Raw genomic sequence first — 22,842 nt, 5'->3', positions numbered from 1 at the left:
GAATCACGTTCTAGGACGCCCCGCCGAACCGGGATCGCCTCAGTAGCGGCCCAGGTGGTGGACGGGTTCGGTGATGGGACCGGCGGCCCGCTGCGCGGGGCGCGTCCGGCCGAACTCCAGCGTGAGCAGCGCCGCGGCGAGCCATCCGATGTCGAACCAGGACCTGAAGACCACGTGGCGCGGCTTGTAGGACGGCCTGAACTTCTTGTCGAACAGGTACAGCGACTCGACCGCGATCCACGGGTCGAGGAGGTGCAGGGCCCGGTAGCCCGCCTTCTCCAGCAGGCCGCGCTCGCTCGCGTCGAGCAGCTCGCGGAAGGCGGCGAAGTTCAGCGAGACGAGCCCGTGCCCCCGTTCGGCGGCGTACTCGATCATCTCGACGATGAGGCGCTCGTTGACGCCGTTCGGGCCGCCGGGGGTGCGGCGCATCGCGTCCAGGCTGACGCCCTCGCCCGCGGTGACGTAGCGCTGGAACGCGATGGGCTCTTTGTCCTCGTCATAGGCGACGGCGACGATCGCGCCGGGGTGGTACCCGGTGAGCAGCTCGTCCAGGTTCATGGAGAAGCCGCGCTCGGCCGAGCCGCCCAGGGAACGGGACGCGACGTCCAGCAGCTTCTCGCGGAGCGCCGGCGTGACCTCCCGCTCCGGGAGGATCTCCGACGTGACGCCGAAGTTCTCGGTGCGCTTGACGGCCTGCCGGACGTTGCGCATCTTCCGCCCGGACAGCGTGAACTCGGCGGGGCGGATGACGACCTCGTCGCCGAAGCCGATCGAGCGGCTCGGCGCCCAGGCGGCCAGCAGGGCGTCGCTCGCGCCGAGGGCGGCAGGGCGCCAGCCCGTCGTCCGGCACATGGCGAGGAACGCCCGCACGGCGTCGGCGTGCGAGGCGGGGTCGCCGACCGGGTCGCCGCCCGCCACCGCCATGCCGAACAGGACCCGGTAGCCGATCGCGGCGCGGCCGTCGGCGCTGAACACGTACGCCTTGTCGCGGCGCAGCGCGAACGGGGAGAGCGTGTCGGACCCGGGATGCAGGACGAGGCCCGCGACGCGCACGCGCTCGGCCTCGTCGCCCGGCGGGGGCGCCGGGTCGGGAGCCAGGAGGGTGATGACCAGCACGAGCAGCCCCGCGGCCCCGGCGAGGCCGAGCGCGCCCGGCAGCCAGGACGCCCCGTCCATGGGCGCTCCGGTGGCGCCGAGACCGCTGGCGACGTCGCCGACCGACCGCACCGCCACCCCGCCGAAGAGCAGCGAGACGGCGGTCGCGGCGACCAGCAGGACCGCGCCGGTCTTCACGGCCGCGCGGACGCGCTCGGGGTGCGGGCGCACCGGGAACCGGTCGCGCTCCAGCCACAGACCGCCGAGGCCGGCGGCGAGCAGGGGCAGCCGCCACAGCGGGTCGTCGCCGGAAACGACGGCGAGCAGGCCGAGGAGCACCAGCGTGACCAGGCCGTGCCAGGCGGCGCGGCGGCGCAGCAGCACGCCGCGGGCGACGAGCGCGAGCGCGAGCGCCAGGACGACGGCGTGCTCCGGCTTGAGGGGGCTCCCGGTGACGAGCTGCGACAGCCGCCCGAGAGCGTGCGGGGACCCGGAGAACGCGGGCACGGCGATCAGCGCGGCGACCAGGGCCGCGGTCAGCGCGAGCGGCCAGACGGGCCGCCCGAGGGCCGCCGCCCCCGGCCCGCCCCCGGCCGCGGGGCGGGAAGGACCGCCCCTGCGGGAAGACTCGTCCGATAGCACGAAGCACACCTCCGCTGAGCCCCCAACCAAGATCTTCCGGAACTCATTCCCGGGTTCGGTCGTTGATATGGGGCCTGGAATCAGCGTACGGCCGAATCCCCAGGCCGGGCGCTTCCACCCGGCCATACCCGGCCGCGGGGGGTAGGACACCGCTAGCCTCGGAGTGATGAAGAGGCTGCTGCTCGTCCACCACACGCCGTCGCCGTCCGTGCAGGCGATGCTCGAGGCGGTGCGCGCCGGCGCGTCGACCGACGAGGTCGAGGGCGTGGAGGTCGTGTGCCGCGCGGCGCTCACCGCCTCCGCCGTGGACGTCCTCGAGGCGGACGGCTACCTGCTGGGCTCGCCGGTGAACCTCGGCTACCTCTCGGGGGCGCTCAAGCACTTCTTCGACCAGATCTACTACCCGTGCCTGGAGGAGACGGTCCGCCGCCCGTTCGGGGCCTTCCTGCACGGCAACAACGACGCCACCGGCGCGGTGCGCGCGCTGGAGTCCATCACCACGGGGCTGAGGTGGAAGGCCGTCCAGCCGCCTGTGGTCGTGACGGGCGGGCCCGGCAAGGCCGACCTGGAGGCGTGCTGGGAACTCGGCGCGGTCACGGCGGCGGAGCTCGGTGACGTCTGAGACGGGCGGGGCGCCTGTAGCGTGCCGACCATGAGTGGTTTCCGGCACATAGCGCTGTTCAGATGGACCGAAGGCACGACGACCGGCCAGCAGGATGAGGTGGCGGCGAAGCTGCGCGAACTGCCCGGCGCGATCCCGGAGATCCGGGAGTACGGCGTGGGGGTGAACGCGGGGGTCAATCCCGGTACGTACGACTTCGCGGTGGTCGCCGACTTCGCGGACCGCGACGCCTACCTCGTCTACCGCGACCACCCGCTCCACCGTGCGGTGGTCGCCGACTACGTCACGCCGATCGCAGCGGAGCGCGCGTCCATCCAGTACGAGATGTAGCCGTACGAGATGGGGCGGCGCTCGCCGTCCACGTGCCGGTCGCGGAACGTGACCCCGGCCTGGAGGAACCGCACGGAATGTAACGGTCCAGGTCAGGGGCGGCCCTGCGGAGCGGGAGGTGGCGGCGCCGGCGGGCGCCCCGAGGATGAAACCGAGCAAGCGCTTGTGCTCGAAGACATTTCGGGTTAGTTTCCTCAGAGACGCCCGCTGGGAACGGATCGCGCCCCGTTCCCGGCGGGCGGCGAGCTTAGAAGGGGGCCCGGACCCCGGAAGCCAGTGCGCCCCGGAACTCAGGGCACCCCGGACGTCACCGCATCCGGACGTCACCAGACCACGGGATTCAGCGGACCACGGGCAGTCGCACCCCGCGGGTTCGCGAGTCAGGGGCGTTCGCCGGCCTGCGGGCATCGGCAGGCCGTGGGCGACGGCGTGCCGCGGCGGGGGAGCGTCACCCCCACCTCCGCAAACTGATGATCTCCTCGCGGAGCTGCTGCGAGGACGGCGCCTCCAGCAGCCGCGGGCCCTCGCGCAGCGGCACCATCGCCCACCAGGAACCGGTCGCCTCGCCGTACCAGACCCGCACGCCCGGGAACTGCTCCTGAAGGGTGCGCGCGGTGGCGGCGCGCATGGCCGCGGGCGTGGGCTCGTCGCGACCGGCGGCCCCCTGTCGAGCCGTCACATCGCCCTCCCCCGGTAGGTCTCTCCCGTACCAGCGTCCCCACGGACCAAAGCGTCACCCCTACTCGGCAAATCGTGACTAAGCACACTATGGGCCTTCGAGGCGCCGAACTATGGGATACCGCGCCGGATGTACGCCGCCAGATGTATCCGCCGGCCACGGGTGAGGCCGTCCGCCGGATGCCCGGGACCCCGCCCGGAGAGGACGCTGGGCGCGAAAGCACACCCTAGGTGCGGCACGCCCGCCGAAAGCGCGCGTCCGCGGAGGCGGTACCCATGAGACTGGCACGGCTGGCCCGGTTCTGCTACCGGAGGCGGCGCGCGACGCTGGCGGGCTGGATCGTCGGGACGATCGCCGTGATGGCGCTCGGCTTCGGCTTCGCCGCCGAGCCCCTGAACGACTTCTCGGGCGGCGGTTCCGACGCGGCGAAGGCGTCGGACCTGCTCGACGAGCACTTCGCGCAGCGCAACGGCGACTCCATCACGCTGGCCGTGCGCGCCGAGGGGGGCATCACGGATCCGGGGGTGAAGGCGCGGGTCGAGCGGGCGATCGACAGGCTCGGCAAGACGCCGCACGTCGCGTCGGTGTCGTCGCCCTATGAGGCGCCCGGGCAGATCTCCCGGGACGGGAAGACGGCGTTCGCGACGGGCGGCCTCGACATCTCCTCCGACGACATGCCCCGGGAGGACGTGATCGCGCTCCTGGACGACGTGCGCACCGACTCCGGGCCCGTCCGCATCCAGCTCGGGGGATCGGCGGTGGACGCTGCCGAGACGCCGGGCGGTGGCCCGTCCGAGGGGATCGGTGTGCTCGCGGCCGTCGTCATCCTGCTGGTCGCGTTCGGGTCGGTGCTGGCCATGGGCCTGCCGATCGTGACCGCGCTGTTCGGCATCGGCACCGGCCTCGCGCTGATCATGCTGCTCGGGCACCTGCTGCCCGCGCCCGCGTTCAGCCCCATCGTCGCGGCGCTCATCGGGCTCGGCGTCGGCATCGACTACGCGCTGTTCATCGTCACCCGCCACCGGGAGGAGATGCACGCGGGCGCCGATCCCGAGGAGGCCGCGGTCACCGCCGTCACCACCGCGGGGCGGGCCGTGCTGTTCGCGGGCACCACCGTGGTGATCGCGCTCATGGGCCTGTTCGTCATGCAGCAGAAGCTGCTCAACGGTGTCGCGGTCGCGGCCGGCGTCGCCGTGCTGATGACGATGCTCGCCTCCGTGACGCTGCTGCCCGCGCTGCTCGGCTTCGCCGGGCACGCCATCGACCGGCTCCGCGTCCCTGGCCTCGGCCGGGCCCGCCGCCCGCTCGCGGACCGCTGGGCGCGGGTCGTGCAGGCGCACCCGGTCGCCGCCGGGCTGTGCGCGGCCGCCGTCCTGCTGGTCCTCGCCGTGCCCGCGCTGTCGATGCGGCTCAGCCTGCCGGACTCCAGCACCCAGCCGCACGACCACAGCGGCTACCGGGCGAGCCGGATCATGGCGGAGGGCTTCGGGCCGGGGACCGCCGCGCCGCTGGTCATCGTCACCGAGGGCGGCGGTCTCGCGGAGGCGGGACGGATCGCCGACGCGGTCCGGGGGACGCCGGGCGTCGCGGCCGTCCAGCCGCCGCGCCCCAGCCGGGACGGGAAGGCCGCCATCGTCATGGCGTTCCCCAAGACCGGCCCGCAGGACGAGCGGACGCCCGGACTGGTCCACACGCTGCGCGACGACGTCATCCCCGGAGCCGTCGCCGGGACGGGTGCCCGCGCCTACGTCGGCGGCCCGAACGCCGCCTCGATCGACTTCGCCGAGAGCGTCTCCACCCGGCTGCCGCTGCTGATCGCCGTGGTCGTCGGCCTGTCGCTGCTGCTGCTCGTCGGGCTCGTCCGGTCGGTCACGGTGGCGGTGCAGGCCGCCCTCATGAACCTGCTGTCGATCGCGGCCGCGTACGGGGTGCTGACGGCCGTCGTCCAGTGGGGATGGGCGGGAAGCGCGCTCGGGTTCCCGACGGACATGCCCGTCACCACGTGGGTGCCGCTGATGATGTTCCCGATCCTGTTCGGGCTGTCCATGGACTACGAGGTGTTCCTCGTCTCCCGCATCCGCGAGACCTACGAGGAGGGCGTGGAGACCCGGGAGGCCGTGGCCCTCGGCCTGTCCCGCACCGCCCGCGTGATCACCGCGGCCGCGGCCATCATGGTGATGGTGTTCCTGTCGGTGCTCCTCGGCGCGGACGTCGCCGTCAAGCAGATGGGACTCGGCCTCGGCGTCGCGATCCTGATCGACGCCACCATCGTGCGGCTGGTGCTCGTCCCGGCGCTGATGGAGCTGTTCGGGGAGGCGAACTGGTGGCTCCCGGGGCCGCTGCGGCGCGTCCTGCCCTCGCGTCCCGCGCGGGCGGCGGAGGCGGAGCGGCCGAGCGTGCCGGCTAGTGCAGGTTGATGCCGTCGAACATCACCTTGAGGTAGTGCTCGGCGAGCCCCTGGGCGTTCAGGCGGCCGCCGGGCCGGAACCAGCGGACGGCCACCCAGACGGTGTCGCGGATCATCCGGTAGGTCAGCTTCGGGTCGAGGTCGGGACGGAACAGCCCTTCCGCCTGGCCCGCCCCGAGGGTGGTGACCCACATCTTCTCGATCTCGGCCTCGGACTTGGTCAGGTAGGCGAACCGGTCCATGCCCCGCAGGTAGTTCCAGTCGTTCTGCATGACCGTGATCGCGGCCCGGTGCGGCTCCAGGGTGCCGAACGCGACGCGGACGAGCCCGGCGATCGTGTCCCGCGGGTTCAGGTTCTCGTCGATCACCGCCTGGTAGGCGGCCATGACCTCGGTGAAGAACCCGGACAGGATCTCGTCGACGATCGACTCCTTGGAGTCGAAGTGGTGGTAGAGGCTGCCGGACAGGATGCCGGCCTCGTCGGCGATGTTGCGGACGGTGGTGGCCTGGAAGCCCTTCTCGGCGAACAGTTCGGCCGCGAGCCTGACCAGGTGGGCGCGCCGTTCGGACGCCAGCGCGGAGGCTCCGCGGCCGCGGCGGCGGGGGCCGTCCTCGGCCGTGCCGCGGGTTCTCGATCGTCCGGACTTGGCGCTCGTCGTCGTCACCCTCTCATTATGCCGTGTCGCCCAACCGCTTGCTCGATTCGGCGGCCGGACCAGCGTACGGGTTGCAACAAGCGCTTGCTACAGATGTCCACCGCGCCGCCCGCCGCGGCCCGATTAGGCTCGGGGCCATGCCCGACGTGATCGTGTTCGACCTGTACGGAGTGATCGCCCGCACCCAGACGCCCGAGGCGGTGCGGAAGATCGAGAGGATCGCCGGGGAGCCCGGCCCCGCGTTCTGGGACGCCTACTGGGCCTGCCGCCCCGCCTACGACGCCGGCCAGGAGAGCGCGTCCTACTGGGCGGACGTCGCGGGGGTGCTCGGCACCGCCTTCCCCGACGTCCCCGCTCTGACCGAGGCCGACCTCGAGAGCTGGACCGAGGTCGACGGGGAGATGGTCGCCCTGGTGGGCGAGCTGGCCGACCGGGGGCGCACGCTCGGGCTGCTCTCCAACATCATCGGCGACCTCGTGCCCCGCTTCGAGGCCCGGCACGGCGCCTGGCTCTCCCGTTTCGACGAGCGCGTCTACTCCTGCCGCATCGGCGTGGCCAAGCCCGACCCCCGCGCCTACGAGATCTGCGCCGAGCGCCTCGGCGTCGAGCCCGCCGACGTCCTGTTCATCGACGACAGCGAACGCAACGTCATCGCCGCCCGCGAGACCGGCATGCGCGCCGAGCTCTTCACCTCGCTCGACCAGGTCCGCGCCCTCACCGCCTGACCGGCGGCCGGCGGGCGGTGGCGACCCCGGAGGGCCGCCACCGCCCGCGCGGCCTCAGTCGAACTGGTCCGGGGTCTCCAGCTCGGCGCCGCCCGCGAGGGTGGCGACGTCCTGCTGCGCCAGCGCTCCCTGGAACGCCCAGACGTCGTCGACGGCGCCCGGCCAGTACTCGGGGTCGCCGAGTGCGGAACGCCCGACCTGGAGGGCGCCCCCGGCGTCGAACGCGCCGACACCGCTCTTGATCGACCTGTTCTCCTCGGGCTCGCCGTTCACGTACAGGGTCATCGTCCTGGTGGGAGCGTCATAGACGACGGCGAGGTGATCCCACCACCAGGAGGAGGCCGTGTGCGTGGCGACGGTGACCTTCGCGTCCGCGGCGTCAGAGTCGGCCATCGACGACTGCCATGTGTGAGTACCGGGCTCATCCCCCGGCACGAAGCGGAGTGCGAACCGGTTGACGTTCCGGCCCGGCAGGGAGAGGAGGGTCGAGGCCCTCGTCGGCATCTGCTCCGTGTTCACCCAGGTGGAAACGGTGAAGCTCCGGTCGGCGCGGATGACGGGACCGGAGGTCTGCGCGTACGCCGCCGTGCCGTCCAGCCTCAGTCCGGCCGGAGACGCCCACCCGAGGAATCCGGCGTTCGGGTCGACCGCCGCCCCGTCCCGCAGCGCCATGTCATTGCCGAGCGCGGAGTCGTCGTCGCCGTCGACGTTGAACTTCCAGCGCCCGTGCACCTTCTTCGGGAGTCTCGGGAGAGCCGCCGCCTCGGCCGGGACGATGATCCGGTCGTACACCCGGACCTCGTCGAGATCACCGAGGAAGGGGTACGCCCGGGGCCGGACGCCGGCGCCGAGCCGCAGCGGGCCCTGCGCGCTCCAGGCCGGATCGCCGGAGTCGACGTCGGACGCGAGGGCCCCGTTCACGTAGAGCCGCAGCCTCTTCCGCGTCGCGTCGTAGGAGCCGGTCAGATGGGCCCAGGTGCCGGGGTAGACGGGTTGCTCCGCGACGGCCTGGCTGATCGCCGCGCCGCGGGCGTCGGCGTCGGACTTCACGAACGCCCAGTGCCCGACCCGCGACTGGAGCGAGAACGCGTTCTTCTGCTCCCCGGTCGCCGCCACGACGACGGAGTCGCCGTCCGCCGCCGGTCTGGCCCAGGCGGACACCGTGAAGCTCTTGGCGGTGTCCACGAGCGCCGCGGTGTCGGCGTGGCCGCCGTCCAGGCGCGCCGCCGTCCCGAGTTGCCCCTCGGCGCCGGCGGAGACCTGTCCGGTCGCCTGCGCGACGGCCGGGTCATCGCCCTCCCGTGCCTCCGCCGTGAACTGGCGGGCCCCGGCGGGCTCGTCGAGCTTCCAGTGCGCCTTCGGGGCACTGCCCGCGTTCACCAGGAACAGGTAGTTCGTCGTCGGGCTGTTCTCGCCCGCCGGGCCGAAGGACTGGACCGTCAGGTAGACGGGCCCGCTGCGTTGGGGGGCGATCGCCACGGTCACGGGCGCCCCGTCATGGGTGGCGAGATCCAGGCCCGGCTGTCCGGTGATGGACACCGAGTACCGTGCCGCCTGGTCGCCGGGGTCGTCGATCGTGAACTCGCCGTAGATCCCGACCCCGTCGTGCCAGGCGTCGTCGTCGGGGTAGTCGGCCGAGGTGACGGTGGGGGCCGGAATCGACGCCTGGGCGAGCGCCGTCCCCGCACTCCCCGCGATGGACGCCGGAACCGTCACCGCGAGGGCGGCGAGCAGCACCGGAATGGTTCGACGTGGACGCATCCACACCTCCTGGTCGCGGCATGCGGCGCAGCGGGGAGGGAACGCCGTCCATGCCGGGTTTCAGTTGTGTGGTGATCTTGACATTTTTTTCGGGCACCTGTGGGCGCGAGAAGATCACGATCTCGACAAGCGACCCCGTGCCCGTGCGAAGGGGGGCCCGCGGCGGGAGCGCGGGTCAGGAGGGGGGCGGGAGTTCCCCGCCCGCCTCGGCCGCCTCGGCGAGGCGCTCGCGCAGGGTGCGCAGCAGCTCGTCGCCCTGTTCGGTCAGGCGTTCGATCGCGGGTAGCGCCAGGTCGTCGCGGACGGTGTCGGCGAGCAGTTCGTCGTACTCGTGCGCCTTCGCCGCGATCGACTCCAGGTGGCGCTGGGCGCGCAGGACCTCGTCGGCGGATCTGGCGCGCTCGGCGTAGCGCTCCAGCGCCTCGATGCGGCGCGTCACCGCCTCGACCGAGGTGTCGAGCTTGTCGCGCAGCGGTCGCAGCGCCGCCGCCACCTCGGGGAGCGTCTCGGTACCGGCCATCTCGTCGTGGTCCGCGCGCAGCTTCGACTGCTTCGCCAGGACCTGCGCGATCTCCCATTCCTGCCGGGGCAGCGTGACCCCGTTGTCCACCGCGTCGAGCAGGCCCTCGCGGTTGACCTGGGAGTCGCGGACGGCGTCGACCGCCGCCTGGACGCGCGCCAGCAGCACGCGGCCCTCGTCGTCGAAGTCCTCCGGGACGAGGTAGCGGTCGCGGCGGCGCTCGAGCTCGCGCGCCCGCCGCAGGTCCAGCGAGACCGACGGGGTGCCGAGCGCGACCAGGACGGCGAGCATGCCGAGGCCGATCAGCCACAGCGAGCCGAGCAGCGGGGAGCCGAGCAGGCCGAGGACGAGCACCGACAGCGGCGCCAGCCACACCAGCGGCTTGCGGCGCGCGACGATCGTGTCCAGCTCGGCGCGCAGCGCCGGGTCGGCGACGGGCCGCGGCTCGGCCGGGGCGCCGTCCTCCGGGGCGCGCGGCGGCGCGATGCGCCGCCAGGACGTGGAGACGTGGGTCTCGAACGCGAAGTCGCTCTGCGCGATCTCGATCTCGGTCGGGCCGGCGGGAAGCGGCCACGAGCCGACGGGGTCGCCTCCGCCCGGACCGGTGAAGCGCACCCACCAGCCGCCCTTGCCGTCCTCGCAGCGGTAGCGGCCGGGGGCGACGTCGATGCCGACGAAGAACGTCCCGACTCCCGGTATGGAATCGCTCCATGCGCCACTGGTCACCGGCGACCTCCCGTACCTGAACGACGTCCGGGGAACGGTAAGAGTTGCAGTACCCACTACCGCTCCCGGGAAGCGGAAGGGAGTTTGGAATACTCCACGGGGTGCGACCCGAATATGATCCCCTGGACGACCCGCCGTGGGCGATGCAACTGGTGGTACGGGCCGAGAAGGCCGATCCGCCCAGTCACGGCGCGGTCTGCGAGGCGGCGGCGACCGCGGTCGTCAGGCTGCTGACCGACCCGCGCGCCGCCGGGGCCGAGGGGGAGTGGCGGCAGGCCGTCCGGGAGTGGGAGTCGCGCCGGATCAGGAAGGTGGCGCGGCGGGCGCGCGGCGTCCGGTGGCCGGAGGCGGAGGCGCTGCCCGGCGTCACGGTCCGGCACGCGGGCGCGCAGGTGCGGGCGTTCCCGCCGGGGCCGGTGTCGGAGGTCCCGCCCCAGCTGGCGAGACTCCAGGTCGCCGGCCTCGACCTCGCTGAGGCGCAGGAGCCGGCGCCCCCGCCCGAGCCCCCGTACGCGGCGATCGCGCTCAACCCGGAGGTGACGATGACCACCGGCAAGGCCGCCGCCCAGTGCGGGCACGCCGCCCAGTTGCTGCTCCGCCAGGGCCGCCGCAGGCACGTGGCGGCGTGGGCAGAGGCGGGCGCCCCCGTCCACCTGGTGCGGGACGTGTCGTGGGACCGGTGCGTGAAGGAGGCGGCCGTCGCGGTCCGGGACGGCGGCTTCACCGAGGTCCCGCCCGGCACGATGACCGCGATCGCCTGGCTGGTCCGCAAGTAGGGCCCGAGCGGCGCGGCGCGGCGCGGGCCGGCGCCGGAGCGAGGCAGGGCCCGGGGTGAGGACGGCGCGCGGCGCGCCGGACGGGCCGGCGCGCCGCGCGGGGGACGGTCAGGGAAGGGTGACCGCGACCGGGGTGATCCCGGCCTTGCGGATCAGGGACGGAATGCGCCCGGCGAACGGGTGGTGGTCCGCCGGCAGGCCCTGCGGGTTGTCGATGACGTAGTGGACGACGCCGCCGGAGTCGTTCCGCGACCACACGGCTCCGACGGACCGCAGCAGCGACGCGGTCCTCGCGGCGTCCGCCGCCTTGACCGACACCCGGATCGGCGACTCGAACGACGGCAGTCGCGAGGCCTCCTGGGCCGCCTTCGCGGTGGCGGTCGCCTGCGGCGCCGCCGCCTTGGCCGGGTCGGAGCCGAGGATCGCGTTGTAGAGCAGCTTGGCCGTCCCGTCGCTGAACGCGCGGAAGTTGGGCTCGGCCGCGAACAGCACGGACCGCCCCTTCCCGACGGGCTGGTCCACGACCGCCGCCGTGCCGCCCAGCTCGGACGCGCCGCGCTCGAACCCGGACACGAACCAGTCGGGCGAGTCCGCCTGGGGATACGAGACGGCGACGCCGCTGGACGCCTTCATGACCTGGTCGTAGGAGGTGAAGTTCCACGCCGTCGGGCCGACGCCCCTGGCCAGCGGGCTCGCGCCGTCCACCTTCACGCGGAGCAGCGTGCCGGGGATGTCGGAGGTGGGCTCGGCGAGCGTCGCGGTCGTCAGGCCGAGGCGGGCCGCGAGCTGCGCGCCGCCCTGCCAGCCGACGTAGCGGCCGCCGTCGCGCGTCCACCGCTGGAGCGCGGCGCGTCCGGCGTCGCCGAGGGCCGTGTAGGCGGACGAGGCCGGGCCGTTCGGCGTGAGCAGCACCTCGACGCCCTTGAGCCTGCCCGCCGCGACGTCCGCCGGGGTGAGCGGCGTGAACGGCAGCTTCCAGTCGCGGTCGAGGCGGTGCCTCAGCCAACCGGCCGACTGCCGCGCCGAGGACGACGTGGCCGACAGCTGGAGGACGCCCAGCTTGGGCGCCCTGCCCTCGTGCCCCGGTCGCGGCGCCGGGAGCGTCCGCAGCGGGACGGCCCGCGGGTGCAGGACGGCGCCCGACGACCCTCCGGACACGTTGCCGAGCAGCGGCAGGCTCCACGCCGTCACGTCGTAGAAGTAGGGGAACGGCGTGTAGGAGTCCTCGTTCAGCATGGCCTGGATCCAGTGCTTCTGGCCCTGCGCCATCGAGATCCAGTACGTGCCCGCGGGCAGCGTCGCCGCGGCCTCGGGACGCCCGTAGGACTTGAAGTCGGGGACGGACAGCGGCCGGACGAGCCTCTCGACGCGCACCCCCATGCGCTGCAGCCGCCGCACGATGAGGGCGACTTCCGCGCGCTTGGCCGGGTCGTCGTCGCGCAGGAAGTAGCTCCGCACCTTCCGGTCGGGCACCAGGCGGTCGACGGTGTTCGGCGGGTTGTAGACCTGGTTGGGCTCCAGCTCGCCCGCCTTGCCCTGCTCGTAGGCGTCGACCGTCATCCGGCGCCACTCGGTGAGGATCCGGTGCCGGCTGCGCGCCGCCGCCGACAGCGACACCCACTGGGTGAGGTACTGCTCCTTCACCCGGTCCGGGTACGGGCTCTGGTCGCCCTTCTCGTAGGTCATCCCGGCGGCGTGGAACGCGCTGGTCGGCACCGTGTCGCCGTACCCCTGGTAGAAGAGGTCGTAGACGTCGCGGTTGAAGAAGTCGATGCCCTGCCGCGTGAACTCGGCCGCCATCGCCGGCCCGTACAGGTCGTTGATCCAGCCGATCGCCTGCTCGGGGGTCTCGTGGTAGACCGGGTCGGCGTTCGGCGGGAAGAAGAACGAGTCCCCGCCCATCTCGTGCGCGTCGATGTAGAGCGCGGGCGGGTACTGGTTCAGCATCGCGAGCTTGCCGTCGGTCTCCGGCTGCGTGCGCGCGAACCAGTCGCGGTTCATGTCGAAGCCGTAGGCGTTCTGCCTCGTCTCCAGCGTGCGGCCGTCCGGGTTCTGGGTCGGGAGGACGACCACGAGCGCGTCGGCGAGGATCCCGGTCGCGGCGCAGTCGGCGCGGTCGCCGAGGTCGCGCAGCACCCGCAGCGCGGCGTCGGTGCCGCTCGGCTCGTCGCCGTGGACGTTGCCGCTGACCCACAGGATCGGGACGCCGCGGTCGGTGATCCGCTTGGCGAGCGCGGCCGGGGTCCGCGGGTCGCGCAGGAGGGCGGCCTCCGTCCGCACCTTGGCCAGCCCCGCCTTGGAGACCAGTTCGGGCCGTCCGGCGATCGCGTACTTCAGCGGCCGCCCCTGCGCGGTGGTGGCCAGCGTCCCGGACACGACGCGCTCGCTCTTGGCGGCGACCGCCTCCAGGTAGGTGTCCGACTCGGCGGCGGTGACCGGCCGCTCGCCGAGGTCGAAGCCGAGGACCTGCTCGGGGGAGGGGACCTTGCCCCGGTAGACCGGTGCGGTCCCGGTCGGGTCGCAGCCGGCCGCGGGCGCGGCGGGCAGCGCGGCGGCGGGCGCGGCGAGCGACGCCGCGGCGGCCAGGGACGCCGCCATCACCACAGGCAGCGCCAGTTTTCGGGCTCTCATGAGCCACAACGTGACATCGGCCGCAGCCGCCACCAAGGGCAACTTCTGCCAAGAAAGATCAGCCGCGCTTCTCCGGGCGCTGGCTCGCGAGCGCGGCGGCGCGGTTGATGGCCTGGAGCGCGAACTCCTGCGTCCGGGTCAGCCCGCCCGGACCGCGCGGTGAGCCCTCCGGCGCGGGCTCCTTCGGCGCGCCCGCGAGCTGGACCTTCGCGCTCAGCCCGTAGGACAGGAAGAGCAGGACGACGAACGCCGCCAGGTAGGCCAGGTGCTCGACGAGGCCGCCCCACCTGCCGGTGAAGACGTCCAGGACGGAGAACATCGCGAACCCGGCCATCCACCCCGCGACGGGCGGGACCAGGAGCAGGTCGCGGCGGAGCACCACCCCCGCCGCGGCCGTGACGACGAGCAGCACCTGGACCGCCTTGGCCAGGACCAGGATCCCCGTGGCCGGACCGGACCCGAAGTAGCCCTCCACCTCGTCGGTCCGGTCGCCCCACAGCGCCGCCGCGCTCGCGAGGCTCGCCACGCCGTAGGCGATGACGAACACGCCGACCGCGTAGTGGAACCGGTGCCATGTCCGCCCGCCCCGCGACGCGCCGGCCGCCGGTGCGGCGGACGGCCCGGATCCTGGCTGGGCACCCGCGCCCACCGTCATCGTCGCCCCCATGTGCCGGTTCATCTGCCAAGCGCAAGATATCCCGGATAGGGTCCGGTCGACCTCCGAAACGCGGTCCGCCCTCGCGGCCCCGCCCCGCCCGCCCCGCGGCCGACAGGCCGGCGGTGCTTGCGCGCGGGCGGGTGAAGAGGGAGGCTGAATCGCACGTCGGGCCGCACGGAGTCCGTGAGGAAACAAGATGACGCCTGACGACACGGGAACAGCCGCGCCTTCCAAGACGCGGATCGAATATCTGGAAGAGCTCGGCGAGGAGCTGGTCAAGCGCGGTCTCCGGGTGCGTCTCACCCTGCCCCGCGGCCAGTCGCCCAGCCTGCACGTGATGAATCCCGAAGCGGCCGCTCTGACCGAGAACATCCTGGCGGAGCAGGGCGCGGACGGCTGGTGGTACTGGTGGTCGTGGGCCGAGCGCATCGCGCCGGCCGCCGACGCCTCCGCCGCGGCCGACCGCGTCGCCCGCGTGCTGTCCGCCTGAGCCCCGCTCCCCACGACCCGGCCCGCCCCCGCGGTGCCGCGGCAGTGAGGCGTGCTCTGACCGCGGGTCGCGGTGAATGTTGATCCACGAAACATATCTCCGACGTGGGTCAACGTGAGCATGCCCGCGCCCGCGGCCCGGTCCTGCTGCCGCGTCCCGCGCCCCCTCGGTGTTCCACCCGTGTTGATCTCGTGTTACATGATTGTTACCGCCGACAACAAATGAACCTTGCGCGAACTCTGGCGCTCCGGGCAACCGCGACGTAAGTTGCGGGACACAACATTCCCACCGGAGCGGGTGATCTCGGTCACCAGCGCCGGCTACCACCCCCCGGCCGCACGGCGGCCACCCCCAGAAAGGACCCGGCAATGCGCAAGGGGATCCTCAGCTTCCTGGCCGTCACGACGGCGGCGGCGCTCAGCCTCACCGCGTGCGGGGACGGCGACTCCAACGAGTCGGGCGGTTCCGGCTCGAAGGGCAAGGTCGGCGTGATCCTGCCCGACACCACCTCCTCCGTCCGGTACGAGAGCTTCGACCGGCCCTACCTGGAGCAGGCCTTCAAGGCCGCCGGTGTGGCCTACGACATCCAGAACGCCGAGGGTTCGACCCAGCGCTTCCAGACGATCGCCGACCAGATGCTCACCAGCGGCGTCACGGTCCTGGTCCTGGACGGCATCGACTCGAACTCCGCGGCCGCCGTGCAGCGCAAGGCGCAGTCGCAGGGCGTCAAGACCATCGACTACGACCGGCTCGCCCTGGGCGGCGTGTCCGACTACTACGTCTCCTTCGACAACGTGAAGGTCGGCGAGGAGCTCGGCAAGGGCCTGCAGAAGTGCCTCGGTGACAAGTCGGCGAACATCGCCTACCTCAACGGCGCCCCGACCGACAACAACGCGACGCTGTTCGCCAAGGGCGCCCACAACGTGCTCGACCAGGCGAGCTCCTACAAGAAGGTCGCCGAGCAGGCCGTCCCCGACTGGAAGGCCGAGCAGGCCGCCACGCTCTTCGAGCAGATGTGGACCGAGCAGAAGGGCAAGATCGACGGCGTGCTCGCCGCCAACGACGGCATCGGCGGCGCGGTCATCTCGATCCTCAAGAAGAACAAGCAGGGCGGCAAGGTCGCCGTCACCGGCCAGGACGCCACCCTCGAGGGGCTGCAGCACATCCTCGACGGCGACCAGTGCATGACGGTCTACAAGCCGGTCAAGCAGGAGGCCGACGCGGCCGCCAAGCTCGCCGTCTCCCTCATCAAGGGCGAGAAGGGCGAGACCAACGGGACCACGAACGACCCTGAGGGCAAGCGCGACGTGCCGTCGGTCCTCCTGAGCCCCATCGGCGTCACCAAGGAGAACATCAAGCAGGTCACGGACGACGGGTTCGTCAAGAAGGAAGACCTGTGCAAGGGCGCGTACGCGGCCAAGTGCAAGGACGCGGGCATCCAGTAGGACCCCGACCCTGACTCCGTGGCGGGCCCCTCCCCGCTGAGGGCGTCCCGGCCTCCCGGAATATCGGGACGCCAAGGGGCCCGCCACGGTCAAGTCGCCCGAACCTCTGGAAGGAAACTCGTGGCTGAAAAAGGAGACCCCGTCCTCCGCCTGACCGGGCTCAACAAGAGCTTCGGCCCCGTCCATGTCCTGCACGACGTGGACTTCTCCGTGCGCCTGGGCGAGGTGATGGCGCTCGTCGGCGACAACGGCGCCGGCAAGTCGACTCTGATCAAGTGCATCGCCGGAATCCACCCCATCGACTCGGGGCAGATCGAGTTCGAGGGCAAGCCCGTCTCGATCGACGGCCCCCGCACCGCCTCCGCGCTCGGCATCGAGGTCGTCTACCAGGACCTCGCCCTGGCCGACAACCTCGACATCGTGCAGAACATGTTCCTCGGCCGCGAGCGGCGCAAGGGCATCGTGCTGGACGAGCCGTCCATGGAGGAGGCGGCCCGCGAGACCCTCGCCCGGCTCTCGGTCCGCACCGTCAAGTCCGTCCGCCAGCAGGTGGCGAGCCTGTCCGGCGGGCAGCGCCAGACGGTCGCCATCGCCAAGGCGGCGCTGTGGGAGTCCAAGGTCGTGATCCTGGACGAGCCCACGGCCGCGCTCGGCGTCGCCCAGACCCGGCAGGTCCTCGACCTCGTCCGGCGCCTCGCCGACACCGGGCACGCCGTCGTGCTCATCTCGCACAACATGAACGACGTGTTCGAGGTGGCCGACCGCGTCTCGGCCCTCTACCTCGGCCGGGTCGCCGCGGACGTCGCGACCTCCGAGGTGACCCACGGCCAGGTCGTGGAGCTCATCACCGCCGGCCGTTCCGGTGATCTCGGCCTCGCGCCGCAGACCGCCGCCGAGAGCATCTGAGGGGGGCCAAGGTGGCCACCGACATTCCCAAGGGCAAAGAGTCCGCCATCAAGCTTGCGGACTCGGACTTCTCCAACGACCGGCGCAAGCATGACCTGAACTCCGCGCTGCTGGACTACTGGCACAAGGTCAAGGCCGGTGAGCTGGGTGCGCTCCCCGCGATCCTCGGCCTGATCGGCCTGGTCGCGCTGTTCACGGCGCTGAAGCCCGACACGTTCCTCAGCAAGGGCAACATCGCGAACCTGGCGACGCAGGCGCTGCCCATCACGATCCTCGCCATGGGCCTCGTGTTCGTCCTGCTGCTGGGCGAGATCGACCTGTCGGCCGGTGTGGCCAGCGGTGTCTGCGCGGCCGTGATGGCCAAGCTGATGGTCGACTCCGGACAGTCCTGGTACGTCGCGGTGCTCGCCGCCGTGGTGGTCGGCGTCGTCATCGGCACCGTGATCGGCTGGCTCGTCGCGTTCCTGCGAATCCCATCGTTCGTGGTGACACTGGCGTTCTTCCTCGGCCTCCAGGGCATCACCCTGTGGCTCATCGGCGACGGCGGGACGGTCCCCGTCCGCGACGACTTCGTCGTGGCGCTCGCCAACAAGAACATGCCGATCTGGCTCGGCTGGGTGCTCGCCCTCGCCTGCGTCGCCGGCTACACCGCGACGCTGCTGCTGCGCTGGCGCCGTCAGAAGCTCCGCAACCTGCACTCCAAGCCGCTGGGCCTCGTGGCGGCCCAGTGCGCCGTCGTCGCGGCCGCGCTGCTGATCAGCACCTACGTGCTGAGCCTGGACCGCGCTCCCAGCCCGCTGATCACCCTCGGCGGGATCCCGTGGGGGGTGCTGCTCGTCGGCGCCCTGCTCGTGCTCTGCACGTTCGTGCTCGGCCGCACCGGCTACGGCCGGCACATCTACGCGGTGGGCGGCAACGCCGAGGCGGCCCGCCGGGCCGGCATCAACGTCACCCGCATCAAGATCTCCGTGTTCATGATCGCCTCCGCGCTGGCGGCGGTCAGCGGCATCGTGGCGGCCTCCCGCCTCAGTTCCGTCGCCACCAACTCGGGCGGCGGCAACACGCTGCTGTACGCGGTGGGCGCGGCGGTCATCGGCGGGACGAGCCTGTTCGGCGGGCGCGGCAAGGCACGCGACGCCGTGCTCGGCGGCCTCGTCATCGCGCTCATCGAGAACGGGCTGGGGCTGCTCGGCACCAAGGCCTACCTCAGCTACCTCATCACGGGAGTCGTGCTGCTGTTCGCCGCGAGCATCGACGCCCTGGCCAGGCGCCGCCGGTCCAGTGCGGGGAGATGACCCCGTGGACGCGGTGACCCCGTGAGCACGGTGACCCCGTGAGCGCGGCCGGAAGCGCCCGGGAGCCGGTGGTCCGCCCCACCGGCTCCCGGGCCTTCCCGCGTGGCCGTCAGGACGGTCGGGACAGGCCTTCCGACGGTGCCCCGCAGGAGAATCCGACTGCTACGCTCACTGACCACGACCGCCTGGCGCGCGGCGGCGGCGTGGCACGGTGGGAGCCCCTCGGCATGTCAGTGACGCCTGTTCTGGACCTGCGCGGCATCGACAAGAGTTTCGGCTCGGTGAAGGTGCTGCAGGACGTCGCGTTCTCCGCCTATCCAGGTGAGGTCACCGCGCTCGTCGGCGACAACGGCGCGGGCAAGACCACCCTGGTGCGGTGCATCGGCGGCATCCACCCCTTCGACAAGGGCGAGTACCGCTTCGAGGGCACGCCGGTGCGGATCGGCTCCCCTCGCGACGCCGGCCGCCTCGGCATCGAGATCGTCCACCAGGACCTCGCGCTGTGCGAGAACCTCGACATCGTCCAGAACCTGTTCCTCGGCCGCGAGGAGCGCCGCGGGCTCGCCCTGGACGAGACCTACATGGAGGAGATGGCGCGCTCGACGCTGTCGGACCTCGCCGTCCGCACGATGGGCTCGGTCCGGCAGCGGGTCTCGAACCTGTCGGGCGGGCAGCGGCAGACCGTCGCCATCGCCCGCGCCGTGCTCTGGGAGAGCAAGCTCGTGGTGCTGGACGAGCCCGCCGCCGCGCTCGGCGTCGCGCAGACGCAGCAGGTGCTGGAGATGGTCCGCCGGCTCGCCGACAAGGGCCTCGCCGTCGTGCTGATCTCGCACAACATGAACGACGTGTTCGCGGTCTCCGACCGGATCGCCGCCCTCTACCTCGGCCGGATGGTCGCCCAGGTCCGCACCGCCGACGTCACCCACCGGGAGGTCGTCGAGCTGATCACCTCCGGGACCAGCGGAGAGCTGGGGCTGCGCCGATGATGAAGGCGGGCCCGTCACAGGAGGACGTCCGGCGCCACAACCTCGGGACACTGCTGCGCTTCGTGCACCTGCGGGGCCCCGCGTCCCGGGCCGTGCTCGCCGAGTCCCTCGGCCTCAACCGCAGCACGATCATGGCGCTGACCTCCGACCTCACCGCCGCCGGACTGGTGCGCGAGGAGCTGCCGCGCGGGCCGGGGCGGCGCGCCGGGCGCCCCTCGCTCGTGGTGCGGCCCGAGTCCACCCGCGTGTACGTGCTGGCGTTCGAGCTCGGCGTCGACCGGCTCGTCGTCGCCCGCGTCGGCCTCGGCGGCGTCGTGCTGGACCGCCGGGAAGGGGTCCGCGCCCGCGACGCCGACCCGGCCGACATGGTCGGCGCGCTCGTGGCCGGTGCGCGCTCCCTGGTCCGCAAGGCCGAGCGCGACGCCGTCTGCGTCGGCGCGGCGCTCGGCTTCCCCGGCACCGTCCGCCGCTCCGACGACATGATCATGTTCGGCCCGAACCTGGACGTGGGCGACCTGCGGCTCGGCGACGCGCTCTCGCGCCGCCTCGGCCTCGGCATCCCCGTCTCGGTGTGCAACGACGCCAACCTCGGCGCCCTCGCCGAGCACGAGCGCGGCGCGGGGATGAACTGCGACAACCTCATCTACCTGCACGGCGACGTCGGGGTCGGCGGCGGCATCATCGCGCACGGCCGGCTGCTCGGCGGCGACGAGGGGTTCGGCGGCGAGATCGGGCACATGGTCGTCAACCCCGGCGGGCGGCCCTGCGCCTGCGGCTCGAAGGGCTGCCTGGAGGCCGAGGTGGGGGAGCGGACGCTGCTGGACCTCGCCGGCCGGGAGGAGGTCCCCGGCCGGACCGGGCGCGACGCGGTCCGCGACGTCGTCGCCGCCGCCGACGCGGGCGACATCACGGCCCGCGAGGCGCTGCACCGCGTCGGCACCTGGCTCGGCCTCGGCGTCGCGAACCTGGTCAACGTCTTCAACCCGGGCCTGGTCGTCTTCGGCGGCACGCTCCGCGACATCTACCTGGGCGCCGCCGCCCAGATCCGCAGCGTCCTCGCGACCGGCGCCCTCGCCGCCCCCCGCGAGAAGGTCAAGCTCCGCACCGCCGCCCTGGGCGACGACACCACCCTCGTGGGCGCGGCCGAGTTCGCCTTCGCCGAGGTCCTGGCCGACCCGGTCCAGGTGCTGGCCCGCCTCAGAGCCCCCGAGACGGTGTGAAGCGCGTGAAGGCGCCGTAGCCGCCGCGGTAGAAGACCAGGGGTTCGCCGTCGTGGTGCTCCGCGAGGTCGTGGACGCGGGCGACGACGATCAGGTGGTCGCCCGCGACGTGCTCCTGCTCGACCGAGCACTCGATCCACGCCAGGGCACCGTCGATCAGGGGAGCGCCGCCCGGGCCGCGCGTCCAGCCGACGCCGGAGAACTTCTCGGGGCCGCGCCCGAAGGCGAGCCGCTCGGAGACGTCCGGTTGGGGCGCGGCGAGGATGTTGACGCAGAAGCGGTCGGCCGTGTGCATGATCGGCCACGTCGTGCTGGTGTGCGCGACGCAGAACGCCACGAGCGGCGGGTCGAGGGAGACGGACGTGAAGGAGTTCGCGGCCAGGCCCGCGGGGAGCCCCGAGGCGGGGTCGAGGGCGGTGACGGCGACCACGCCGGTCGCGAACCTGCCCAGCACCGAGCGGAAGGCGGCCGGGTCGGGGCCGGTCGCCGAGGGGCAGGACGAGCGGTCGGGCGATCCGTGCATGGGGGTCCGTTCCGTGGCGGGTACGTCGACGCCCACTAAAGCCCCCGCCGCGGGGCGCTGATTCCCCCGGAAGGCGATCTCGGTCGAAGGTCCCGCGCGGGCGTCGGTCGCCGGACGGGGGCCGGACCTGAGGACGTGCGGGAGACCGGGCGGGCGAGCGGGGGCGCGGGAACCGGAGGCTACGGGCGCGGCGCCTCGGCGGGGGCCTGGGCCGGAACGGCGGAGTAGGGGGTGAGGAACGCGACCGCGGACATGCCCTCCATGATCAGGCGCCAGGTCCCGGACAGGAGGGACTTGGCGCGGGCCGGGAGGCGGGGCCCCTCGTGCAGCCCGACCCAGGCGATCCAGCCGACCGCGATGACGGCCCAGTAGGAGACGAGCCGGTAGAGGCCGACGGCCGCGGCGGCGGGCGACAGCGTCGCGCCGAACGCGACCAGGGAGGCGGCCATGCTGCCCTCGATGGCGCCGAGGCCGCCGGGCAGCAGCGGGAGCAGGCTGCCCGCCGCCTGTGCGGCGAAGTAGGTGAGGGCGACGCCGTTCGGGGCGACCTGGATGCCGACCGCGTGCGCCGCCGAGAGCAGTGCCAGGATGTCGAACACCCAGTTCAGCAGGGCCAGCGCGATGAGCGCGGCCCAGTCGCGCAGGGTCGGGCGGAGGATGTCGCGGACACCGGCCAGCCGCTCGGCGTACGGGGCGATCCCGGGGTGGGCGAGCGCGGCCCGGTACGCGCGGCGCAGGGGCGCCGTGAGCAGGGCGCGCAGCGGGCGCCACCGCAGCGCGGGCACCAGCAGGGCGGCCAGGACCACCGGGACGGTGAGGGCGAGCAGCGCTATCCCGCGGGCGTGCGGGTCGACCATCAGCGCCAGGAGGCCGATCACGGAGTAGGCCGACGTGGTGATCACGCCCCCGGCCAGGATCACCGCGGTCGCGAGCTGCGCGGAGGCGCCGGCGCGGCGGAACTGCCGGAACGTGTAGACGACGCTCACCGCCGGGCCCGCCGGCAGCGTCGTGGACAGGGCGTTGCCCGCGTAGGTGATCGCGAACGCGCGGCGCAGCGGCATCCGGAGCCCGCCGACGCGCAGCAGCCGGCGCTGGAGCCGCGCGAACGCGCCCATCGAGCCGGCCACGGCCAGCACGACCATGGTCAGCCAGCCCGGATCGGCGTGCGAGACGGCGGTCCAGATGGAGCCGAGGTCGGGGAGTTCGTCGCGGTAGAGGGGGAGCGCGGCGAGGGCGCCGAGGACGAGCGCCCACTGGGTGATCAGGCCCGCCCTGCGCCGCCACCAGGGGCGCCGCCGGGCGTGCTCGTCCGGCTCCTCCCTGAGGGGGAACGCGTCGGTTTCGGGATCGGCTTCGGCCGGGGGACGGACCGGTGCCGTGACTGTCTCGTACATGTCCCGGTCACCTCGCAAGCTCGCCCGCATTGCGCAACCTACGGCCCGGCTATGACATTCCCCCGAGGTGGGAAACGAATCGCAAAGTGACGTGCGCCACGCCCCGCGCGGGGCCGAGGGTCGGCGGGCCGGAATCAGGCACCTTCCGCAACGCTCGGACAGATGATCATCTGATGTCTAGCATCTCCGTTCTGTCCTACTTTCTGCCCGCTCCCACGGAAAGGACTCCATGTCCACCCGCAGAAGGACGCCGTCCCGCGCGAAGACGCCGTCCCGCAGAAGGATCTCGCCGCCGCCGCGGCGGGCGCCGCGAACGGTCTCACCTGGAAAAGCGGCTGCGGCGCCAACGACGCGG

20 protein-coding genes are annotated in these 22,842 nt (G+C 72.8%); 11 read left to right on the top strand and 9 right to left on the bottom strand.

The genetic code is table 11. From position 1 onward, the window contains the following. Nucleotides 1-39: 39 nt before the first annotated feature. A complete protein-coding gene (locus FKD65_RS11620; RefSeq protein ID WP_141577459.1) occupies nucleotides 40-1,737 on the bottom strand; it encodes a bifunctional lysylphosphatidylglycerol flippase/synthetase MprF in 1,698 nt (565 codons plus the stop codon). Between the two features lie 166 nt (nucleotides 1,738-1,903). On the opposite strand from FKD65_RS11620, the gene FKD65_RS11615 reads away from it, so the two are divergent. Both FKD65_RS11615 and FKD65_RS11610 read left to right on the top strand, forming a co-directional pair. Continuing rightward, nucleotides 1,904-2,359, top strand: a complete 456-nt coding sequence (locus FKD65_RS11615) for a flavodoxin family protein (RefSeq protein ID WP_141577458.1) — start codon at nucleotides 1,904-1,906, stop codon at nucleotides 2,357-2,359. Between the two features lie 30 nt (nucleotides 2,360-2,389). Continuing rightward, on the top strand, nucleotides 2,390-2,689 hold the full coding sequence (locus tag FKD65_RS11610; protein ID WP_141577457.1) for a Dabb family protein: 300 nt from the start codon (nucleotides 2,390-2,392) through the stop codon (nucleotides 2,687-2,689). A 448-nt stretch (nucleotides 2,690-3,137) separates the two neighbouring features. Here FKD65_RS11610 and FKD65_RS11605 read toward each other — a convergent pair whose 3' ends face one another. Next, a complete protein-coding gene (locus FKD65_RS11605) occupies nucleotides 3,138-3,368 on the bottom strand; it encodes a hypothetical protein (RefSeq protein WP_141577456.1) in 231 nt (76 codons plus the stop codon). Between the two features lie 275 nt (nucleotides 3,369-3,643). Here FKD65_RS11605 and FKD65_RS11600 point away from each other — a divergent pair, with 275 nt between their 5' ends. Further along, nucleotides 3,644-5,785: an MMPL family transporter gene (locus FKD65_RS11600; protein WP_141577455.1), complete on the top strand. Its 2,142-nt coding sequence runs from the start codon at nucleotides 3,644-3,646 to the stop codon at nucleotides 5,783-5,785. Here FKD65_RS11600 and FKD65_RS11595 read toward each other — a convergent pair. Further along, nucleotides 5,772-6,440 (bottom strand): TetR/AcrR family transcriptional regulator, encoded by a 669-nt coding sequence (locus FKD65_RS11595; RefSeq protein WP_141577454.1) that lies wholly within the window; start codon nucleotides 6,438-6,440, stop codon nucleotides 5,772-5,774. The two genes, FKD65_RS11600 and FKD65_RS11595, sit on opposite strands and share 14 nt — an antisense overlap. Before the next feature lie 128 nt (nucleotides 6,441-6,568). On the opposite strand from FKD65_RS11595, the gene FKD65_RS11590 reads away from it, so the two are divergent. Further along, nucleotides 6,569-7,156: an HAD family phosphatase gene (locus FKD65_RS11590; RefSeq protein WP_141577453.1), complete on the top strand. Its 588-nt coding sequence runs from the start codon at nucleotides 6,569-6,571 to the stop codon at nucleotides 7,154-7,156. Nucleotides 7,157-7,210: 54 nt separating this feature from the next. On the opposite strand, the gene FKD65_RS11585 is transcribed toward FKD65_RS11590, so the two are convergent. Continuing rightward, nucleotides 7,211-8,917, bottom strand: coding sequence for a LamG domain-containing protein (locus FKD65_RS11585; protein WP_141577452.1), 1,707 nt, complete (start codon nucleotides 8,915-8,917; stop codon nucleotides 7,211-7,213). Between the two features lie 175 nt (nucleotides 8,918-9,092). After that, nucleotides 9,093-10,163: an apolipoprotein A1/A4/E family protein gene (locus tag FKD65_RS44140; RefSeq protein WP_168221012.1), complete on the bottom strand. Its 1,071-nt coding sequence runs from the start codon at nucleotides 10,161-10,163 to the stop codon at nucleotides 9,093-9,095. Between the two features lie 101 nt (nucleotides 10,164-10,264). On the opposite strand from FKD65_RS44140, the gene FKD65_RS11575 reads away from it, so the two are divergent. Next, complete coding sequence (locus FKD65_RS11575) at nucleotides 10,265-10,939, top strand: peptidyl-tRNA hydrolase (RefSeq protein ID WP_141577451.1); 675 nt, start codon at nucleotides 10,265-10,267, stop codon at nucleotides 10,937-10,939. Between the two features lie 108 nt (nucleotides 10,940-11,047). Here the strand turns inward: FKD65_RS11575 and FKD65_RS11570 are convergent, their stop codons facing one another. Together FKD65_RS11570 and FKD65_RS11565 are read right to left on the bottom strand one after the other, a co-directional pair. Then, complete coding sequence (locus tag FKD65_RS11570; RefSeq protein ID WP_141577450.1) at nucleotides 11,048-13,570, bottom strand: M14 family zinc carboxypeptidase; 2,523 nt, start codon at nucleotides 13,568-13,570, stop codon at nucleotides 11,048-11,050. Nucleotides 13,571-13,628: 58 nt separating this feature from the next. After that, complete coding sequence (locus FKD65_RS11565; RefSeq protein WP_141577449.1) at nucleotides 13,629-14,249, bottom strand: hypothetical protein; 621 nt, start codon at nucleotides 14,247-14,249, stop codon at nucleotides 13,629-13,631. Nucleotides 14,250-14,424: 175 nt separating this feature from the next. On the opposite strand from FKD65_RS11565, the gene FKD65_RS11560 reads away from it, so the two are divergent. The 6 genes from FKD65_RS11560 (at nucleotide 14,425) to FKD65_RS11535 (ending at nucleotide 20,570) form a co-directional block, all read left to right on the top strand. Next, complete coding sequence (locus FKD65_RS11560; protein WP_168221011.1) at nucleotides 14,425-14,718, top strand: hypothetical protein; 294 nt, start codon at nucleotides 14,425-14,427, stop codon at nucleotides 14,716-14,718. A 368-nt stretch (nucleotides 14,719-15,086) separates the two neighbouring features. Continuing rightward, complete coding sequence (locus FKD65_RS11555) at nucleotides 15,087-16,163, top strand: sugar ABC transporter substrate-binding protein (protein WP_141577448.1); 1,077 nt, start codon at nucleotides 15,087-15,089, stop codon at nucleotides 16,161-16,163. A 120-nt stretch (nucleotides 16,164-16,283) separates the two neighbouring features. Further along, the gene (locus FKD65_RS11550; RefSeq protein WP_141577447.1) at nucleotides 16,284-17,069 is read left to right on the top strand and encodes an ATP-binding cassette domain-containing protein; all 786 of its coding nucleotides are present in this window, start codon (nucleotides 16,284-16,286) and stop codon (nucleotides 17,067-17,069) included. A gap of 11 nt (nucleotides 17,070-17,080) precedes the next feature. Beyond that, a complete protein-coding gene (locus FKD65_RS11545; RefSeq protein ID WP_141577446.1) occupies nucleotides 17,081-18,364 on the top strand; it encodes a sugar ABC transporter permease in 1,284 nt (427 codons plus the stop codon). 227 nt (nucleotides 18,365-18,591) lie between these two features. After that, complete coding sequence (locus FKD65_RS11540; protein WP_141577445.1) at nucleotides 18,592-19,350, top strand: ATP-binding cassette domain-containing protein; 759 nt, start codon at nucleotides 18,592-18,594, stop codon at nucleotides 19,348-19,350. Further along, on the top strand, nucleotides 19,350-20,570 hold the full coding sequence (locus tag FKD65_RS11535) for an ROK family transcriptional regulator (RefSeq protein ID WP_141586752.1): 1,221 nt from the start codon (nucleotides 19,350-19,352) through the stop codon (nucleotides 20,568-20,570). Before FKD65_RS11540 ends, FKD65_RS11535 begins: the two co-directional genes overlap by 1 nt. Here the strand turns inward: FKD65_RS11535 and FKD65_RS11530 are convergent. Continuing rightward, on the bottom strand, nucleotides 20,548-21,093 hold the full coding sequence (locus tag FKD65_RS11530) for a flavin reductase family protein (RefSeq protein WP_141577444.1): 546 nt from the start codon (nucleotides 21,091-21,093) through the stop codon (nucleotides 20,548-20,550). The genes FKD65_RS11535 and FKD65_RS11530 overlap by 23 nt on opposite strands. 179 nt (nucleotides 21,094-21,272) lie before the next feature. Then, entirely contained in the window at nucleotides 21,273-22,487 is a 1,215-nt protein-coding gene (locus FKD65_RS11525; RefSeq protein ID WP_141577443.1) for a lysylphosphatidylglycerol synthase transmembrane domain-containing protein, read from the bottom strand. Nucleotides 22,488-22,842: the final 355 nt, after the last annotated feature.

Source organism: Actinomadura sp. WMMA1423, assembly GCF_006547145.1.
Lineage (GTDB): Bacteria > Actinomycetota > Actinomycetes > Streptosporangiales > Streptosporangiaceae > Spirillospora.
The sequence above is the reverse complement of the archived record's forward strand: the minus strand, read 5'-3'. Positions and strand labels throughout refer to the sequence as shown.

What these genes read in the sequence shown, in the direction of transcription:
- FKD65_RS11585 (WP_141577452.1), bottom strand. Translation starts at nt 8,917, where the DNA reads ATGCGTCCACGTCGAACCATTCCGGTGCTGCTCGCCGCCCTCGCGGTG.
- FKD65_RS11600 (WP_141577455.1), top strand. Translation starts at nt 3,644, where the DNA reads ATGAGACTGGCACGGCTGGCCCGGTTCTGCTACCGGAGGCGGCGCGCG.
- FKD65_RS11555 (WP_141577448.1), top strand. Translation starts at nt 15,087, where the DNA reads ATGCGCAAGGGGATCCTCAGCTTCCTGGCCGTCACGACGGCGGCGGCG.
- FKD65_RS11570 (WP_141577450.1), bottom strand. Translation starts at nt 13,570, where the DNA reads ATGAGAGCCCGAAAACTGGCGCTGCCTGTGGTGATGGCGGCGTCCCTG.
- FKD65_RS11530 (WP_141577444.1), bottom strand. Translation starts at nt 21,093, where the DNA reads ATGCACGGATCGCCCGACCGCTCGTCCTGCCCCTCGGCGACCGGCCCC.
- FKD65_RS11540 (WP_141577445.1), top strand. Translation starts at nt 18,592, where the DNA reads ATGTCAGTGACGCCTGTTCTGGACCTGCGCGGCATCGACAAGAGTTTC.
- FKD65_RS11535 (WP_141586752.1), top strand. Translation starts at nt 19,350, where the DNA reads ATGAAGGCGGGCCCGTCACAGGAGGACGTCCGGCGCCACAACCTCGGG.
- FKD65_RS11615 (WP_141577458.1), top strand. Translation starts at nt 1,904, where the DNA reads ATGAAGAGGCTGCTGCTCGTCCACCACACGCCGTCGCCGTCCGTGCAG.
- FKD65_RS11590 (WP_141577453.1), top strand. Translation starts at nt 6,569, where the DNA reads ATGCCCGACGTGATCGTGTTCGACCTGTACGGAGTGATCGCCCGCACC.
- FKD65_RS11565 (WP_141577449.1), bottom strand. Translation starts at nt 14,249, where the DNA reads ATGAACCGGCACATGGGGGCGACGATGACGGTGGGCGCGGGTGCCCAG.
- FKD65_RS11610 (WP_141577457.1), top strand. Translation starts at nt 2,390, where the DNA reads ATGAGTGGTTTCCGGCACATAGCGCTGTTCAGATGGACCGAAGGCACG.
- FKD65_RS11560 (WP_168221011.1), top strand. Translation starts at nt 14,425, where the DNA reads ATGACGCCTGACGACACGGGAACAGCCGCGCCTTCCAAGACGCGGATC.
- FKD65_RS11525 (WP_141577443.1), bottom strand. Translation starts at nt 22,487, where the DNA reads ATGTACGAGACAGTCACGGCACCGGTCCGTCCCCCGGCCGAAGCCGAT.